The 14,921-nt window shown below is 68.9% G+C and carries 12 protein-coding genes and 2 pseudogenes; 6 read left to right on the forward strand and 8 right to left on the reverse strand.

The window, feature by feature from the left end; genetic code table 11:
• Positions 1-165: 165 nt before the first annotated feature.
• From SNOUR_RS02370 to SNOUR_RS02385, 4 genes are all read right to left on the reverse strand, one after another.
• Positions 166-2,283, reverse strand: coding sequence for an FG-GAP repeat domain-containing protein (locus tag SNOUR_RS02370; RefSeq protein ID WP_067343404.1), 2,118 nt, complete (start codon positions 2,281-2,283; stop codon positions 166-168).
• A gap of 144 nt (positions 2,284-2,427) precedes the next feature.
• Positions 2,428-3,780 (reverse strand): FG-GAP repeat domain-containing protein, encoded by a 1,353-nt coding sequence (locus SNOUR_RS02375; protein ID WP_067343406.1) that lies wholly within the window; start codon positions 3,778-3,780, stop codon positions 2,428-2,430.
• A 100-nt stretch (positions 3,781-3,880) separates the two neighbouring features.
• Positions 3,881-5,080 carry an FG-GAP-like repeat-containing protein gene (locus SNOUR_RS02380; protein ID WP_067343408.1) on the reverse strand — a complete coding sequence of 400 codons (1,200 nt, stop codon included), beginning with the start codon at positions 5,078-5,080 and terminating at the stop codon, positions 3,881-3,883.
• Positions 5,081-5,467: 387 nt separating this feature from the next.
• Positions 5,468-5,866: a hypothetical protein gene (locus SNOUR_RS02385; protein WP_067343409.1), complete on the reverse strand. Its 399-nt coding sequence runs from the start codon at positions 5,864-5,866 to the stop codon at positions 5,468-5,470.
• Between the two features lie 182 nt (positions 5,867-6,048).
• Here SNOUR_RS02385 and SNOUR_RS02390 point away from each other — a divergent pair.
• The 4 genes and pseudogenes from SNOUR_RS02390 to SNOUR_RS45950 all read left to right on the forward strand — a co-directional run bounded on the left by SNOUR_RS02390 (position 6,049) and on the right by SNOUR_RS45950 (position 9,818).
• Positions 6,049-7,047, forward strand: a pseudogene (locus SNOUR_RS02390) (helix-turn-helix transcriptional regulator).
• A 171-nt stretch (positions 7,048-7,218) separates the two neighbouring features.
• Positions 7,219-7,464 (forward strand): hypothetical protein, encoded by a 246-nt coding sequence (locus SNOUR_RS45945; protein WP_159425777.1) that lies wholly within the window; start codon positions 7,219-7,221, stop codon positions 7,462-7,464.
• A 1,141-nt stretch (positions 7,465-8,605) separates the two neighbouring features.
• Complete coding sequence (locus SNOUR_RS49130; protein ID WP_376738492.1) at positions 8,606-8,971, forward strand: DUF6907 domain-containing protein; 366 nt, start codon at positions 8,606-8,608, stop codon at positions 8,969-8,971.
• Between the two features lie 358 nt (positions 8,972-9,329).
• Positions 9,330-9,818, forward strand: a complete 489-nt coding sequence (locus SNOUR_RS45950) for a hypothetical protein (protein WP_159425778.1) — start codon at positions 9,330-9,332, stop codon at positions 9,816-9,818.
• A 389-nt stretch (positions 9,819-10,207) separates the two neighbouring features.
• Here the strand turns inward: SNOUR_RS45950 and SNOUR_RS45955 are convergent, their stop codons facing one another.
• Positions 10,208-10,420 carry a hypothetical protein gene (locus SNOUR_RS45955; RefSeq protein ID WP_159425779.1) on the reverse strand — a complete coding sequence of 71 codons (213 nt, stop codon included), beginning with the start codon at positions 10,418-10,420 and terminating at the stop codon, positions 10,208-10,210.
• A 312-nt stretch (positions 10,421-10,732) separates the two neighbouring features.
• Entirely contained in the window at positions 10,733-11,524 is a 792-nt protein-coding gene (locus tag SNOUR_RS02400) for an SDR family oxidoreductase (protein ID WP_067343413.1), read from the reverse strand.
• A 159-nt stretch (positions 11,525-11,683) separates the two neighbouring features.
• Here SNOUR_RS02400 and SNOUR_RS42405 point away from each other — a divergent pair.
• Positions 11,684-12,525: pseudogene (locus SNOUR_RS42405) on the forward strand (helix-turn-helix transcriptional regulator).
• A 161-nt stretch (positions 12,526-12,686) separates the two neighbouring features.
• Here SNOUR_RS42405 and SNOUR_RS02410 read toward each other — a convergent pair.
• Together SNOUR_RS02410 and SNOUR_RS02415 are read right to left on the reverse strand one after the other, a co-directional pair.
• Entirely contained in the window at positions 12,687-12,974 is a 288-nt protein-coding gene (locus SNOUR_RS02410; RefSeq protein ID WP_067343417.1) for a hypothetical protein, read from the reverse strand.
• 321 nt (positions 12,975-13,295) lie between these two features.
• Positions 13,296-13,976 (reverse strand): TetR/AcrR family transcriptional regulator, encoded by a 681-nt coding sequence (locus SNOUR_RS02415; RefSeq protein ID WP_067343419.1) that lies wholly within the window; start codon positions 13,974-13,976, stop codon positions 13,296-13,298.
• Positions 13,977-14,101: 125 nt separating this feature from the next.
• Here SNOUR_RS02415 and SNOUR_RS02420 point away from each other — a divergent pair, with 125 nt between their 5' ends.
• Positions 14,102-14,899 (forward strand): hypothetical protein, encoded by a 798-nt coding sequence (locus SNOUR_RS02420; protein ID WP_067357589.1) that lies wholly within the window; start codon positions 14,102-14,104, stop codon positions 14,897-14,899.
• Positions 14,900-14,921: the final 22 nt, after the last annotated feature.

Consider the following 14,921-nt stretch of genomic DNA (forward strand, 5'->3'; position numbering starts at 1 on the left):
GATCGCCGCCGGTCGAGTCCGTTGCGGGTGGTCCGGCCGCTGCTGGCAGGCAGCGGGCTGATGCCGGTGAGGGCGGCGAAGCTGCTTCGTCGCGGCACCGCCCGGCGTAGGGACCAGGACACGATCGTTGCGCAGGATCCCAGGCCCCCATGGCCGACGCAGCGGTTACCACCCCGTGCCTGTCTGGGTGCGGTTCCCCAGGGCCGTGTTGCCCGTGCCCGGGTAGAAGTACAGGGTTCCGGTGGAGCCGGCAGGGGCCTGGACGGCTTGGAGGTCGCCCTTGCCGTCGTTGTCGAAGTCGGCGCCGACCAGTTGGCGCATGGTGTCCCAGCCGGTACCGATCCGGGTTCGGCTGCCCAGGGTGTCGCTCGCGTTGAGGGAGCCCGTTCCCGGATACGCCCAGAGGGCACCGGAGCGGTCCACCGCGACGAGGTCGGCCCTGCCGTCGGCGTTCAGGTCGCCGGGGCTGGTGAGTTCGGTCATGGTGTCCCAGCCGGTACCGATCCGGACACGGTTGCCGAGAGTGTTGCCGCCTGCGAGCGACCCGGCGCCCGGGTACGCCCAGAGCGCGCCGTCGGTGTCGACGGCTGCGAGGTCGGCCCTGCCGTCGTCGTTGATGTCGAGGGCGGTCAGCTCGCGCATGCTGCTCCAGCCGGTGCCGATCTGGGTCCGGGCACCCAGGGTGTTCATACCGTTCGCAGTGCCGGTGCCCACGTACACGTACAGGCCGCCGGTGGACGAGTCGACGGCGAGGAGGTCGGCTTTGCCGTCGCCGGTGTAGTCGGCGGCGGCGAGCTTGCTCATGGCGTTCCAGCCGGTACCGATCTGGACGCGGGTCCCGAAGGTGCCGTCGCCGTTGCCCGGGTAGAGCCACAGCTTTCCGGTGGCCGATTCGACGCCGACCAGATCCTTCCTGCCGTCACCGGTGAAGTCCGCGGCCGTCAGGTGGACCATGCCGACAGGCGCGGGGGCCTTGGGCCAGGGCGTGTTGATGACGACGCGTTCGCCGGTGGACTCGGTGACCATCCAGAGCTGGTCGGTGCCGGGCCAGTAGGAGAGGTTCTCCGGATTGGTGGGGGTCCTGGTCACCAGACGTACGGGCTCGCCCGGCCGGGCGTGATAGAGGCAGCCCGGGAAATTCCGGATGTGCTTCTGGTCCGGCTGGTGCTCGGCGGGCACGAACTCCGGGCAGGGGCCCGAGAGGACGAACCGGCCGTTGTTCATGGCGATGCCCTGCGTGCCGCCCATCGGGGACGCGAAGGCTTCATGGGCGCGCACGCGCCCGCCGGCGTCGGCCTTGAGGACGCCGGTGACCGGGTCGATGGGCCAGCGGACGACGGGAGCGGTGGCCTTGCCGAACTGCCCCTCGACCTTGCCCGGGTCGCCCTCGGCGGTGACCAGGGCGGGCTGGGGACCGCTGAGGTCGAGCGAGGCCGCGGTGATGCAGGGGCGCTGCGGGACACCGGCGTACGAGCCGCAGCCCGTGCCCTGGCCCGTGGAGGTGTAGGTGCCGACGCGTGGCAGGACGTAGCCGTGACCCGCGCCGTGGGCCTTGCCCTTCGCGTCCATGCCGAAGGAGGTGTCGGTGGTGACGTCCATCCTCCAGATCTCGTTCAGGTCGAAGACGTCGATGCGGCTGCCGGTGCTCGCCACGTACAGCTTGCTGCCGGCCCAGACCACCGCGTGGGCATGTCCGCCGGTGATCGGGACGAAGTTGTCGCCTGCGTCGTCGAGGGCGGCCAACTGGACGTGCCGGTAGGTGACATGAGCCGGGTCGGTCACATCGGCGAGGGTGACCCGCTCGCTCCCGGAAGCGCCGTACCAACTCGTCATGAGCACCTTGCGGCCGTTGACCAGGGCCTGTGACCGGGGGGATTCGCCGGAGCCGGTGAGCCCTTGCGGGATCCAGGATCCGGTGTTGTCGTCCGCGGCGGACCAGCAGAAGCCCTGGGCGCCCGCGGTGTTGGTGGGGTGGCAGAGGTCGCGGCCCGCGCCGGCGCCGGAGGTGTCGGCGAGGACGTCGGCTGTTGTGACTCGTCGCAGTGCGGGGTGGGCGGACTTGAAGGCGGAGACTCGGCGCGTCTCACGGCCGTTGTCCGATTGCAGGCCCATTCCGTCGGTGCTTGTCCGGGTGATGCTGTTGTAGGTGGCGGTGGTCCCGTCGGGAGTGGTCCCGGCGACGGCGTGGCCGCCGGTGGCCAGGGAGGCGAGCGCCATCACGCCCGCCACCGCGGCACCTCGCCCTTGGGTGCGGGTCTTGCGGAGGAGGTGTCGGCGGGCCATGGCGGTTCTGGTCCTTTCATCGGCCGGGTCGGTTCCCGGAGAGTCGGTTCCCGGAGAGTGGCGGGGAGCAGGCGGGGCCGCCACCGCGGTGTGGGTGCGGTGGCGGCCCTTCGGAGAGCGGCGGTCGGGGGCCTTGCGGCGGGATTACCAGCCGGTGCCGATCTGGACGCGGTCGCCCAGGGTGTTGGTGCCGTTGATGGCGCCGGTGCCCGGGTAGCTGTAGAAGGTGCCGGTCTCGCCGACCTTGGCCTGGACGGCATCCACGTCGCCGATGCCGTCGCCGTTGAAGTCGCCGCTGACCAGGTTGGTCATCGAGTCCCAGCCGGAGCCGATCTTGGTACGGGAGCCGAGGGTGTTGGTGCCGTTGAAGGAGCCGGTGCCGGGGTATACGTACAGGTTGCCGGTGGAAACCTCACGGGCCACGATGTCGGCGTTGCCGTCCTTGTTCATGTCGCCGGGGCTGACGATCTGGTCCATTCCGTTCCAGCCGGAGCCGATCTGGACGCGGTTGCCGAAGGTGCCGTTGCCGTTGCCCGGGTAGGCGTAGAGCTTGCCGGTGGAGGACTCGACGGCCACCAGGTCGCTCTTGCCGTCCTTGTTGAGGTCGGCGCCCGCCAGGTCGTGCATGCCGTCCCAGCCGGTGCCCGCCTTGATGCGGTTGCCGAAGGTGCCGTTGCCGTTGCCCGGGTAGATCCACAGCACTCCGTCGTTGTCGACGGCCGCGAGGTCCAGCTTGCCCGAGCCGGTGAAGTAGCCGGAGGTCAGCTCGCTCATCGTGTTCCAGCCGGTGCCGACCTGGACGCGGTCGCCGAGCCGGCCGCCACCGATGCCGGGGTAGTAGAACAGCTTGCCGCTGGACGCTTCGACCGCGACCACGTCGGCCTTGCCGTCGCCGCCGAAGTCGCCGCCGGTGAGGTTGGTCATGCCGACGTCCTTCGGAGTCGGCTTGGACTCCACGATCTTGGTGTAGCGGTAGGGGCGGTAGCCGTTGTTGTTGATGTAACTGCGGGTGTAATAGGACGAGTTGATGCGGGCGGTGGTGCCCGGGCGGGCCTCTTCCCAGACCTTCGCCGTGGTGCGGCCCGAGTCGGCCCAGCCGCCGAAGAGCACGACGTGGGAGTCTATGTTGTCGAGCATGTCGCCGGGCTGCAGCTCGTCCAGGCTGGACAGCCGGGTGGCGACCTGCGGCAGCGTCCAGGTGGTGAGGCTGGTGTTCAGGTGCCAGGCCATCGAGACGAACCCGGAGCAGTCCTGGCGGTAATTGCGGCCCTGGAGGTCCGGGTAGTAGTTCGACTGGCTGTACGGAACGCCGCGGTCGACCCAGGACTGGGCACGGGACATGACCTCTGCGGTGGTGATCTCGCCTCCGACGACGGAGGTGCCGGCCGCATGTGCCGGGGCAGCGGCCGGTCCGGTGATGCCCAGACCGGTGACCGCGGCGGCGGCGACCAGGGTGGCGACGGTGGACTTCTTCAACTTGGCTGCGAACGTGGACATGGCGGGTCTCCTGAAATCTGAGAGCGTGAAAGCCTGGAAGCAGGCGTGGCGGACTGCCGCGCGAGCGGTGAAGGTATAGCGGTGTCGGGGTGGGGCGCGGCTACCAGCCGGTGCCGATCCGGGCGCGGTCGGCGAGGCCGCCGCTGCCGTTGCCGGGGTAGAAGTAGAGGCCGCCGGTGGAACCGGCCTGTGCCTGGACGGCGTCCAGATCACCCTTGCCGTCGTTGTTGAAGTCGGCGCCGACCAGCTGGTGCATGCTGTTCCAGCCGGAACCGATCTGGGTGCGGGCCCCGAAGGTGTTGCTGCCGTTGAGGGCGCCGGTGCCGGGGTACTTCCACAGCGCGCCGGCCGGGTCGACGGCGACGAGGTCGGCCTTGCCGTCCGCTTCGAGGTCGCCGGGGCTCGCCAGCTCGGCCATGCTGCCCCAGCCGGAACCGATCTTGACGCGGCCGCCCAGGGTGCCGCTGCCCGCGAGGGACCCGGTACCCGGGTAGGCCCACAGGGTGCCGTTGGTGTCGACGGCAACCAGATCCGGCTTGCCGTCCTTGTTCACGTCGATCGCGGTGAGGTCCCGCATGCCGCCCCAGCCGGAGCCGATCTGGGTGCGGGCACCCAGGGTGTTCATGCCGACCGCGCTGCCGGTGCCCGGGTAGAGGAAGAGATTCCCGGTGGAGTTCTCGACGGCGAGGAGGTCGGCTTTGCCGTCGCCGGTGTAGTCGGCGGCGGCGAGCTTGCTCATGGCGTTCCAGCCGGTACCGATCTGGACGCGGGTCCCGAAGGTGCCGTCGCCGTTGCCCGGGTAGAGCCACAGCTTTCCGGTGGCCGATTCGACGCCGACCAGATCCTTCCTGCCGTCACCGGTGAAGTCCGCGGCCGTCAGGTGGACCATGCCGACAGGCGCGGGCGGGGTGGTGGGGTAGGGGTCGGTGTGGTCACCGCCGAGGCCGGCGCCCGCTCCGCAGCTTCCCCAGGCGCCCGCACCCTGCCCGGCGAGGATCTTCTCGGCTATCAGGATCTGCTGCTGCTTGGTGGCCTGGTGTGGGTAAGTGGCGTACTCGCGGCCGCCGTAGGCGTTCCACGTCGGCAGGTAGATCTGCACACCACCGTAGTAGCCGTTGCCGGTGTTGATCTGCCAGTTCCCGCTGGACTCGCACTGGGCGACCTTGTCCCACGTGCCGACGGAGGCAGCGGTCGCGGGGGCAGCGGAGACGAGGGAGAGGGTGAGACCGGCGAGGGTCAGGGCGGCCGTGGCCGCGGACTTCCAGGCCGTACGGGACGTGGCGCGGGGTGTTTCGGGCATGACGGAACCTCAATAGTGGTGATGCGGGATGCGGTGACGGGCGGCACAGGCAGTTGCCGGCCTACCCGGTGCGGCTCGGTACTGCGGTGTTGCGAAGCGTGTGCGGCCGGGACACCGGGCTGCTGCAGCTGCCCTCCGGGAGCGGCTGGGAACGGTCCGGGGTAATGGGGCCGAAGCCGGGGGCTACGACCAGCCCATGGTCTGCCCGGGGGCGGCGGTCGCGGCCGAGGCGGCGATGGTGGCGACCGCGGCGGCCGTGGCGAGACGGAGACGAAGCATGGGAAAAGCTCTCTTCTGACGTTGGGTCGGTGTCCTCGACCGGTTCGCATCCCGCGGTGATGCTGTCCGATCCGTTGCCCGCCGGGCGGTGTTCCCTGCTGGCAAGAACTACTTTCGCTGCTGGTCAGAGGGGGTGGAAGGGTTTTCGGCTGGACCAAAATGGCCTTGGCCGCATCCGTCCACCGCCGGACCGGCGGGTCCCCAGTCGGACCATCGCGACGCGTAGAAGGGCGCGACCAACGGCGCCTCGACGACTGGCAGCGACCAGCCGTCGAACCTTGCGCAGCCCAGCAGCAGCCGGCAGAGGCGGGCCGCCCGGGATTCCGCGGCGGCCAGGCTGTCGGCGCGTACGTAGAGACCGACCACCGGGTGGGGCACAGCATCCGGATGGACGGTGACGTGTTCGACGCCGTCGCCGTCGTGGGTCTGGGAACGGACCAAGGACCGCGTCTCGAGCGGGAGGGAAGCGCCGGGCGGCCCCTGCAGGTGGGCGTGGATGAGATACATGGCACCGACTGTCCCAAACCGGCAACTCGCCTGCCAGGAATGGAATGTGGACGTTTCCGTCCATGGACACTTCCGTCCAGCACGGCACTATTTCCTTATGCCGGACATACGGATATCGGCCCCGTATGGCATGATCCACACGATTCACGGGTGGAGTTGTACATGCATGAGGGGGATGTGCGTTGCTGACCGTATTGGGACTCGACGCAGTCGCGGAATCCGTCTACCGCGCGATGCTGGCCGATCCGTCGGGAGGGGTCGCCGAGCTCGTCGCCAGGGTAGGCAAGCCCGAGGACGAGGTGCGCGATGCTCTCGACCTGCTCAGCGAGCTGGCCCTGGTGTAGCCGTCGAGCGAGCAGCCAGGAAGGCCGAGGGCGGTCTCGCCGGACATCGGCATGGAGATCCTGATGGCCCGCCAGCAGGCGGACCTGGCCGCGCAACAGCAGCGCCTGGAGGCATCGCGCGCCGTCGCCGCGCAGCTGATCGCCGAGTACGCGGATCTGCGCCCGGCCGCCTCCGGCCCCGGCGTCGAGCAGCTCATCGGCATCGAACAGATCCGGGACCGCCTGGCCAGGCTCACCCGCGATGTGTCCACCGAGGTCATGTCGTTCGCTCCGGGCGGCGCTCAGCCCGCGGCCCAGATGAAGGCGTCGCGCCCGCTGGACGAGCAGTTGCTGGGGAGGGGGGTGCGGATACGCACCGTCTACCTCAGCAGCGTCCGCAACGACCAGCCCACCGTCGACTATGCCAACTGGCTAGCAGACCTGGGCGGTCAGATCCGTACCACCCCGGCCCTGCCCACTCGAATGATCATCACTGACCGCTCCACCGCGGTCATCCCCGTCAGCAGCGACGACACCGCCACCGGCGCCGTCGTCCTGACCAGCCAGGGCACTCTCACCGCACTGTGCGCCCTCTTCGAGGGCGTCTGGTCCTGCGCTCAGCCACTCGGCGAGACCGCCCCCAAGGACTCCCACGGGCTGAACCCGCAAGAGTCCACCACCATCGCCCTGCTGGCACAGGGCCACACGGACGAGGCCATCGCCAAACGCCTGGGGGTCTCCCAGCGCACGGCGCGACGCATCGCGACTGACCTGATGGAACGCCTCGGCGCCCGCAGCCGCTTCGCGGCGGGCGCGCGAGCCGTGCAGCACGGCTGGCTGCCGTCGCAACCCACCTGAGCTCGGGAAAAGCTGCCTCCGACAGAGCACTACTCGGCGCCAGTCCCCGACCCTACCGAGGTCCAATCACTCGACGGACGAAGGCCGTTGACGCTCGCGATCCCGGCGAGGCGACGAGACGGGTGCCCAGGCACCCCGCGCCTGGAACTACTCGCTCGTATAGTTGCTCCCATGGGTAAAGGGAACGATGAACTGCGGTTAAGCCGTTGGGCGCGCATCGCACTGTCCGCGGCAAGCGGCCTGGCTGTTGCCGGACTGGTGGCGCTCACGGCCTGGTGGACCGGATGGCACTTGGCGGTCGGTTGGGTCATCGCGAAGCTGGGCGTCAAGGCCGCCGTCGCGGCGCCCGTGGGGCTGGCAGCGGTAGCCGTCTGGCTCAGGAAGCGCCGGTCCGGCGGGGCGGCTGCCTCCGCCTGAATCGGGTAGCCGGGTCATGGCAACGTGACCCGGCTACCCGGCTCAGACACCGGGCTGCGCTTGATCGAGTGCAGCCAAGGGTGCGATTCGAGAGGCCGGCGGAGCGGCTTTGGGCTGGAGCTGCCTTGGCGCAAGTCATCACAGCCCCAGAAGTTGGATCCGCGGCCTGGCGCTGCCCTGCAGGACAGTTCCCCGCCGGTGGACGATCACTTGTGCTCGTCCGTTCACTTCCACGCCTGTCCGCCGTTGTTGATGTCAGCCGTGAATATCGGTGCCGGAATAGATCGGTATAGGGGCAGCGTTCTAGCGCCCCTGCAGGGTCAGCCCAGCGCCACCACGCATGCCGTGCAGAGCATCGCCACAGGGACCGGCAGGTACGCTCTCATCCTGGCCCACGTCGACTGAGCACCAGCCCGCCCAAGGCCAGTGGTTCGCCACACTCGGGACGCTCGAGCAAGGGGCCATTGGCACGCTGTGCGTGTGAGGGGCCGGCCCCAGACGGGGAAGTCCGCGGGCATCGCCCGCCAGCAGATCCCTCCCGCGACCAGGTAGCGGATCGCTTCCAACATCTACCGGTGACAGTAGCCTGCGGGCTGCCCCCCCGCCCCAGGAGCCAGGCCGGCACCGGCGGCAAAGGGCGGACGGCCGCCCACTCCGCGTCCGTCATGTCCGACGGATACCGGCGCACCCGATCGGGATGATCGGCCGCATTGCCATACACGTGCGCGAGGCAATCACGCGATGGAGCAGCCGAGTTGAACGGGACGGGCTCGGACGAGTACAACAACGACAACAGGGCCTCCCGGCATCGCTCGGATCGATTCGCATCCCCGAGCTACCGAGAGGCCGCACCTTCATGCACATACCGCCGGAAGAACACCCCCGCGGGAAACCTTCTCGACCCGCACATTCCATGATTGTTTGAGATACGGCTTCTCAAGTCAGACAGCAGGAATGACGGGGCGCAGCCCGCAGGCGCGACGAACCTGACACCAACGCTCCCTGGGTGCCCTTCGCCGCCGGACATGGGCCCCGGGCGCAACCGCACCCCACTGAGCCCCACACCCACCAGAAAGGACCTTTCCGTCTGCATGGCAGAATTCGGATGACTGGCGCAGAAGAGTGGAAAGATCAGTAACAGGTGAGTATTGGTGAGCATTGCCCCGAATGGTGCATCGAGGGTCACGTCAACGACGCCCCCGAGCGCGACTCGATCCTGCACCAGTCCACTCCGATCACCGTCGAGCTACCCCGGCAGCCAGCGGCCGGCGACTCCGCCTCGCCTGGGCCACCATCTGGAGCGAGGACTGCGACCACCCCTACGAGGGCCGTAGTCCCACCATCGAACTTGGCCTGGAAAACGAAGAGGGCATCCCTGAGCGCGACTGCATTCCCGTGCCGACCGCCCAGGACCTGGACCGACGGATCCACGACCTGCAGCAGGCAACCACCCGTCTGGAGTGGCGGCGCGACCGGATCCCCCGGCCGCCTAGAGGGGGTCAGCTGAGTCAGTAACCGTGCCTGCCTCCGAGAAATTGTGGGAGCCGAAGGCAGAGACCAGGCATGCCAGGCCGGGCATCTCGCCTCCAGGGGGTCACGAGAGGCGCTGACTGCCCCAGGCATGTGGCGAACCGAGGATGCCACTGCTGACGCCAGCGACGGCGGTGCTCTTCGAGGTCAGCCCAAGGAAGGGAAACGATGTTCGAGATGCACCCCGCACGCAGGGAGTCGAGGACGGGCCCCAGTAGTGCCTGGTCGGCGGGTCTTGTGACTGGTGCGAGCCGAAGTGGTGATTCCCGATCGTCACCCTGGCATGCGATCACGGGGGCGTTTCACCTTCACTTGCCCCTTTGGGAGGTACGTACGTGACACTTCTCGCTGCGGACGAGCAACCGACACGACGGCAGCGTGCCCTGTACGCCGCCGGCTACCTGGCGGCAGGTCTAGGCATGTTCGGTGGTTCCGTCACGTTTGGCGCCCTTGAGTGGGCAGCGGCACGCGGTAACGGCACGGCGACCGGAAGTCTGCAGATCGAACACTGTGAGATGCGACCCGCTACTCGAAGCGGGCAAAAACGTGTCTGTCTGGGCGCGTTCAGGGCAAGCAACAGCGAGACCGTCGACGACCGCGCAGAAGTGGACTCCGAGAACGGCCGGAAAGGGCAGTCCATCGCCGTGACACGCACTCTCATCGGTGATTACATACGGCATGATGGGGATGCCGCCGCAAAAGCGATGGTCTGGACGCTCGCCTTCGGAGCCATAGGCACAGGTTGCACAGCTGCCGGGGTACATCACGCACGCCGTGGACTGAAACCGCAGGTGAATCGCAACGGCCTGCATGGGCCTGAGTAGGCCCGCTCGCACGCTCCGCCGGACAGGCCCCAGTAGTCCCATCTCGTGTGCCTCACACGGTCCGTCTTTGTGGGCAGGTCACAGCATTGGGTCGGTCCGAGGCGGGTTCTCCACAAAGGTCCATCTGGCGCGAGAAGGCAACGCACTGCCCCTGGCCTCATGCTGAGGGGATTCCTCCTGTCGGCCACGATGTCACGGAAAAGGGCCCGCAGCCGTCCTGTGGGCCCGATCCTGTGGGTGCTGCGAGAACCGAGGTACCGTCGCGCTGCTCCGGAAACGCTCGGACGCACCACGAAGTCCATGCCGGCGGGGACGCGGCTACGAGTCCCGACGGCCAGTGCCCCGCAGGGACGACGAGAGCCACCGACTCGGCCTGGCATGATCGGCCATCAGCTGTGCCGCCGGGCGGCTGAGCTGCTCAATTCGAAGGCGCCAAGGGCGCGATCGACGGACCAGGACCGGACCGGCAGCGCCGTAACCGGGTCGAGCTCCCTTCGGGTATGCCAGCGCATGAAGGCTGCTTCCCGAAGAGAATACCCAGCGGCAAAGAACTCGTTGACCTCGTTGACAAGGCGCTCGACATGACGGTCTGGCTCATGCATGGCAGTCTTCTTCCGCCGTCTTGCCGGAATCCGCCGACTCGATTCCGAACCATAGGGCCGAACGGCCCTCCATGAGCCTTGAGGTGCCTCCGGTCGCGGACGCAAGGCGGGTTGCCGTGACAACCGAGGGTGTCGGCGACGACGAGCGCTGGCATCTCCAGGCATCGCTGGAGATCACGGCGGCTCAACGGCAGTGGTCGGCATGCCGAGGTCGTTGATCAGCTCCGGTCACAGTCCGAGGCAACTCGCCCAGATGCCGGAGGCACGATCACGCCCCGGCACCTCGATCCTCAGCCTGATGGCAGACGTCTCTCAGGCTCCCATGCCGCCGTCGACCCGGAGGACCGTGCCGGTGACGTAGGAGGAGCGGTCGCTGAGGAGCCAGGCGGCGGCCTGGGCGATCTCTTCCGGATCGGCGGGGCGGCCCAGCGGGGTCTGGGCGTTGAGCTGTTCGATGGTGCCGGGTGACTTCTCGTCCCACTCGTGCAGCATCTCGGTGAGCGTGGGGCCGGGCGCGATGGCGTTGACGCGGATCCCCTCCGGGCCGTATGTGGCGGCTGCCGATGCGGTGAGGCTGTTGGCGGCCCGCTTCGCCGCGCCGTACGCCGGCAGTTGGGGGTTGCCCATCAGACTACCGACGCTGGAGCTATTGACGATGGCTCCGTGCTTCGCGGTGCCGCGGATGGCAGCGATCTCAGCAGTCATGGCCAGCCAGGGGCCCTTGAGATTGACGGCGCAGACATGGTCGAAATCGGCTTCCGACAGCTGGTCCATCGGGCCGGGCAGCTGCCCCGTCGCGCCATTGTTGAATGCCACGTCGAGCCTGCCATACAGCTCCACCGACCGGTTGACGGCTGCACGGACGCTTGCCGGATCGGTCAGGTCGCACACCACATAGTCCGCGGTCCCGCCGGCCTCCCGAATCTCCTCGGTCACCGCCTTGAGCTGGTCCTGCGTGCGGGCCGCGAGAAGCACCCGGGCACCCTCCCGGGCGAACAGCCGCGCTGCTGCCGCGCCAATGCCACGGCCGGCACCAATGATGAAGGCGACCTTGTCGGTGAGCAGGCCCGAGGTCGTGAGGGACGTGATCGGTGAGTTGTTCATGCCGACGAGCCTGTGCCCGGTCGTCCCGCTCATCCAGGCACCGGCAGTACCTGGCTGGGCGCCTTGGCGATCACGCACACTGGGGAGGTGGATCGACGAGTACGACGAGAGCTTGGTGACTTCCTGCGCGGCAGGCGCGAGCGCATCACCCCCGCTGACGTGGGGTTGCCCGCCGGGGCACGCCGCCGCACCCCGGGACTGCGTCGTGAGGAGGTGGCGCAGCTGGCGTTCATCTCAGCCGAGTACTACACGCGGCTGGAACAGGCACGCGCCCCGCGCCCCTCCCGCGAGGTGCTGGCCCAACTCGCCCGCGCGCTGCGCCTGTCGGACGCCGAGCGCGATCACCTGCACCATCTCGCCGGTGCCCCTCCCGGACCGCTGCCAGGGCCTTCGCGAGAGGTACGGCAGAGCATCGTCGATCTGCTGCAGCGGCTGCCGGAGGCCGCGGCGATCGTGTTGTCGGCGACGTATGAGGTCATCGCCTGGAATGGACTGGCCGCCGCCCTGATGGAGGACTTCTCCGCCTTGTCGCGCCGGGACCGGAACCTGATCCGACGTGCCTTCCTTGGCCCGCACCGGCCCGGCCGGCGGCTGTACGGCGTCTCGGGCGCGGACGAGTTCGCTCGGACCTCCGCTCAGCACCTGCGCGCCGCCGCGGCTCGCTACCCCAACGCCCCGGAGGTGACCGGTCTGGTCGAGGAACTCCTCTCTGGTAGCGAGGAGTTCAGCCGGCTCTGGGCCACCCACGACGTGACCGCCCGCCCCACCCTCTGCAAGACCTTCGAGCACCCCTCGTCGGCCCTGTCACCGTCAGCTGCGACGTCCTGGACATCGCCGACCGGGACCAGCAACTCGTCATCTACACCACCGTCCCCGGCTCGCCGTCGGCACAGGCACTGCGTCTGCTGTCCGTCGTCGGCACTCAGCAGATGGATGTGCCCGGATTCTGTGGTAGGTCAGAGGCTGATCCACGTTCCGATGGGCGAGTACCCGGCGTATAGGCCGGCGGTTCGAGCATCGCATGTGGGCGGACATCGTGAGGGGCCGCCAGCGACCACCCCGCTTCGTAGCCCGGTCCGGAAGCAACGGCTCAACCCTCGCCCACTGCACATCTGCCAACGGCACACACAGACCAACGCAGAGACGTCCCTGAGAGGAACGGCTACCGGCTGTCCGCGCCGCCGGTCGGATCAGCGGCTGTCCACCAGGCGATCACGCGAGCGGCCACCGCCTGGGGTGGCCGACTCGAAGGAAGTCCGAAATGGACCTCCAGCTCATGCCGCAGGAACTCACCGATCTCCGCCTGGTCCGCGCCACCATGGAGCCTGCGGAACAAAGGACCGATCATGCAGTCGTACTCGTCCCGGACGTCGTCGGCGACACCGATCGGATCCCACTCGTTGAGCAGCCGCCGCAGGTCCTTCTGCGTGGAGGTGTTCCAAGGGCGCATCTCCCCAGAATCCCATCCGGGAACGCCAACGATCACTCACGGCATCTTGCTCCGACTTACTCCGACCGAAACGGCCTACAGGGTGACCGGCGAGGGTGAAGACGTTGCTCGCGTAGAACACGACCAGTTCGCCCCCGCCGCCGGACCAGGGTCTGTCCGACCCTGACCTGTCGGACAGGCCCTGGAGCCCGATGAGTTGGCGGGCAGGACCGGCGGAGGCAGCCTGGTTGTCACCGATGAGGCATTCGACTTGTCGCACGTGCTCATGCGGCAGCCTTGCTGTCGCCAGCGACGAGTCGACGTGGTCCAAGCGTCCGTCAACTAACTCTTCCCGTCCGGTTCTTCGGACGGGGTTCCTTCGGGCGGCGGTCCCTCGGACGGTGGGCGGATCAGCGTCCCGATGCCGGCGCAGAGCAGGTCCAGGCTGCGGGTGAACTTCTCGTCCGGCCCGTGCGCGGCCGCGGCGGCCGTCCGGGGGAAGCTTTGGTGGAGGGCGGCGGCGTCCTCGGCGGTGACCGGCACCGCGGGTGGCTCGCTCTGCTCCTGGAGCACGTAACCGGTGACGTGGCTGAGCACGGTGTCGGCGGCGGTGCCGCAGTGCTCCGGGGGCACGCCGGCCTCGGCGAGGGTGGCGAGCAGCCGTTCCATCAGCGAGAGCGCGCCGGGGCTGAGGGTTTTCGGGCTGCCGGCGAGCATGATCGCCCCGCCGGGGTGCTGCCGGATGCTCTGTCGCAGGGCGACGGCCTGCGCCGCGACCCGCGCCGGCCAGCCTGCCTGCGCCGGCAGTCCGGCCAGGGCGGCGGTGCCTGCCTCGTATGCCTGCCCCGCCACCCGGTCGGCCATCAGCTGGAGCAATGCTGCCTTGCTGGGCACGTGGTAGTAGAGGCTGCCGGCGTGCACGTCGAGGCGGTCCGCGACCCGGCGCACGGAGAAGCCGTGGTAGCCGGTCTGCGCGAACACCGCCATCCCCGCGTCGATGATCAGGTCTGCGGACAGCTTCACGGCCGCAGTCTAGCGAGCCGCGCCAGCTTTCAACCGCAACTTTCAAACAGTGTTTGAAAAAGCTCCGGGTCGCGCTAATGTCGTGATCAGCGAAATCGAACACGGCTTGGAGGGGGGCGGTGACGATGGACATCCTGCTGTTCAACGTGACCACGGCGGCACTGATGGTGCTGATGTTCAACGGAGGACTGGCCCTGGTCGGCCAGAGCACACTGGGCCGGCGGCGGATCCCCTGGACCGGCGTCGGCCTGACCGGGCTCGCACTCGCCGGGGTGGCCCTCCAGCTCTGCTGGCCGGGGGCGATGGGCGCGCTCGACGCGGACCCGTCGAAGTCCGGCTGGTGGCGTGTGGTCACCTCGGTCTTCATGCAGAACGGCGGCCTCGGCGGGGCGGCCTGGAACATCGCCACCCTCGCCGCCGTCGCGGCCTTCGCCGACTGGTTCTGGGGTGCGCCGCTGACGCTCGGCCTGTTCGCCGCAGGCATCCTGCTGCCGGAGCAGATCGACAGACTGTGGGGCCAGACCTCCCACAGCACCGACCCCCGCAACTTCGCCGGCAGTTCCGGTGCCACCTACTTCCTGGGCGCGACGCTGGCCGCGGCTCTGCTGCTGCGCGGCGGCGCCGACGAGAACTCCGGCGAGGCCGCCGAGAAGGGCTCCGACGACGAGGGCACGAACCGCGGCAAGGCCGCCCGCAAGAACCGGCTGCTGGCGCTCGGCGTGCCGGTGCTCGGGCTGGCGATGTGGTTCGCGCAGGAGAACGGGCACGGGCTGGTCTCCTGCTACGGCTTCGCCCTGGGCGCACTCGCCTGGGCGGCGTTCCGCACCGTCCTGCACCCGGACCGCGACCTCCGGCGGCCGCCGCGCACGACGGTCGCCTCACTGACCGGGCTCATCGGTCGGCGGACCCGCAGCGCCGGCTAGCCGGCAGCCACCGCGCCACCCC

The sequence above is a fragment of the Streptomyces noursei ATCC 11455 genome, from assembly GCF_001704275.1.
GTDB lineage: Bacteria > Actinomycetota > Actinomycetes > Streptomycetales > Streptomycetaceae > Streptomyces > Streptomyces noursei.

Excerpts from the sequence above, each read along its gene's own strand:
- SNOUR_RS02370 (WP_067343404.1), bottom strand. The coding sequence starts at position 2,283 with ATGGCCCGCCGACACCTCCTCCGCAAGACCCGCACCCAAGGGCGAGGT.
- SNOUR_RS02375 (WP_067343406.1), bottom strand. The coding sequence starts at position 3,780 with ATGTCCACGTTCGCAGCCAAGTTGAAGAAGTCCACCGTCGCCACCCTG.
- SNOUR_RS02380 (WP_067343408.1), bottom strand. The coding sequence starts at position 5,080 with ATGCCCGAAACACCCCGCGCCACGTCCCGTACGGCCTGGAAGTCCGCG.
- SNOUR_RS02385 (WP_067343409.1), bottom strand. The coding sequence starts at position 5,866 with ATGTATCTCATCCACGCCCACCTGCAGGGGCCGCCCGGCGCTTCCCTC.
- SNOUR_RS45945 (WP_159425777.1), top strand. The coding sequence starts at position 7,219 with ATGGGTAAAGGGAACGATGAACTGCGGTTAAGCCGTTGGGCGCGCATC.
- SNOUR_RS45955 (WP_159425779.1), bottom strand. The coding sequence starts at position 10,420 with ATGCATGAGCCAGACCGTCATGTCGAGCGCCTTGTCAACGAGGTCAAC.
- SNOUR_RS02400 (WP_067343413.1), bottom strand. The coding sequence starts at position 11,524 with ATGAACAACTCACCGATCACGTCCCTCACGACCTCGGGCCTGCTCACC.
- SNOUR_RS02410 (WP_067343417.1), bottom strand. The coding sequence starts at position 12,974 with ATGCGCCCTTGGAACACCTCCACGCAGAAGGACCTGCGGCGGCTGCTC.
- SNOUR_RS02420 (WP_067357589.1), top strand. The coding sequence starts at position 14,102 with ATGGACATCCTGCTGTTCAACGTGACCACGGCGGCACTGATGGTGCTG.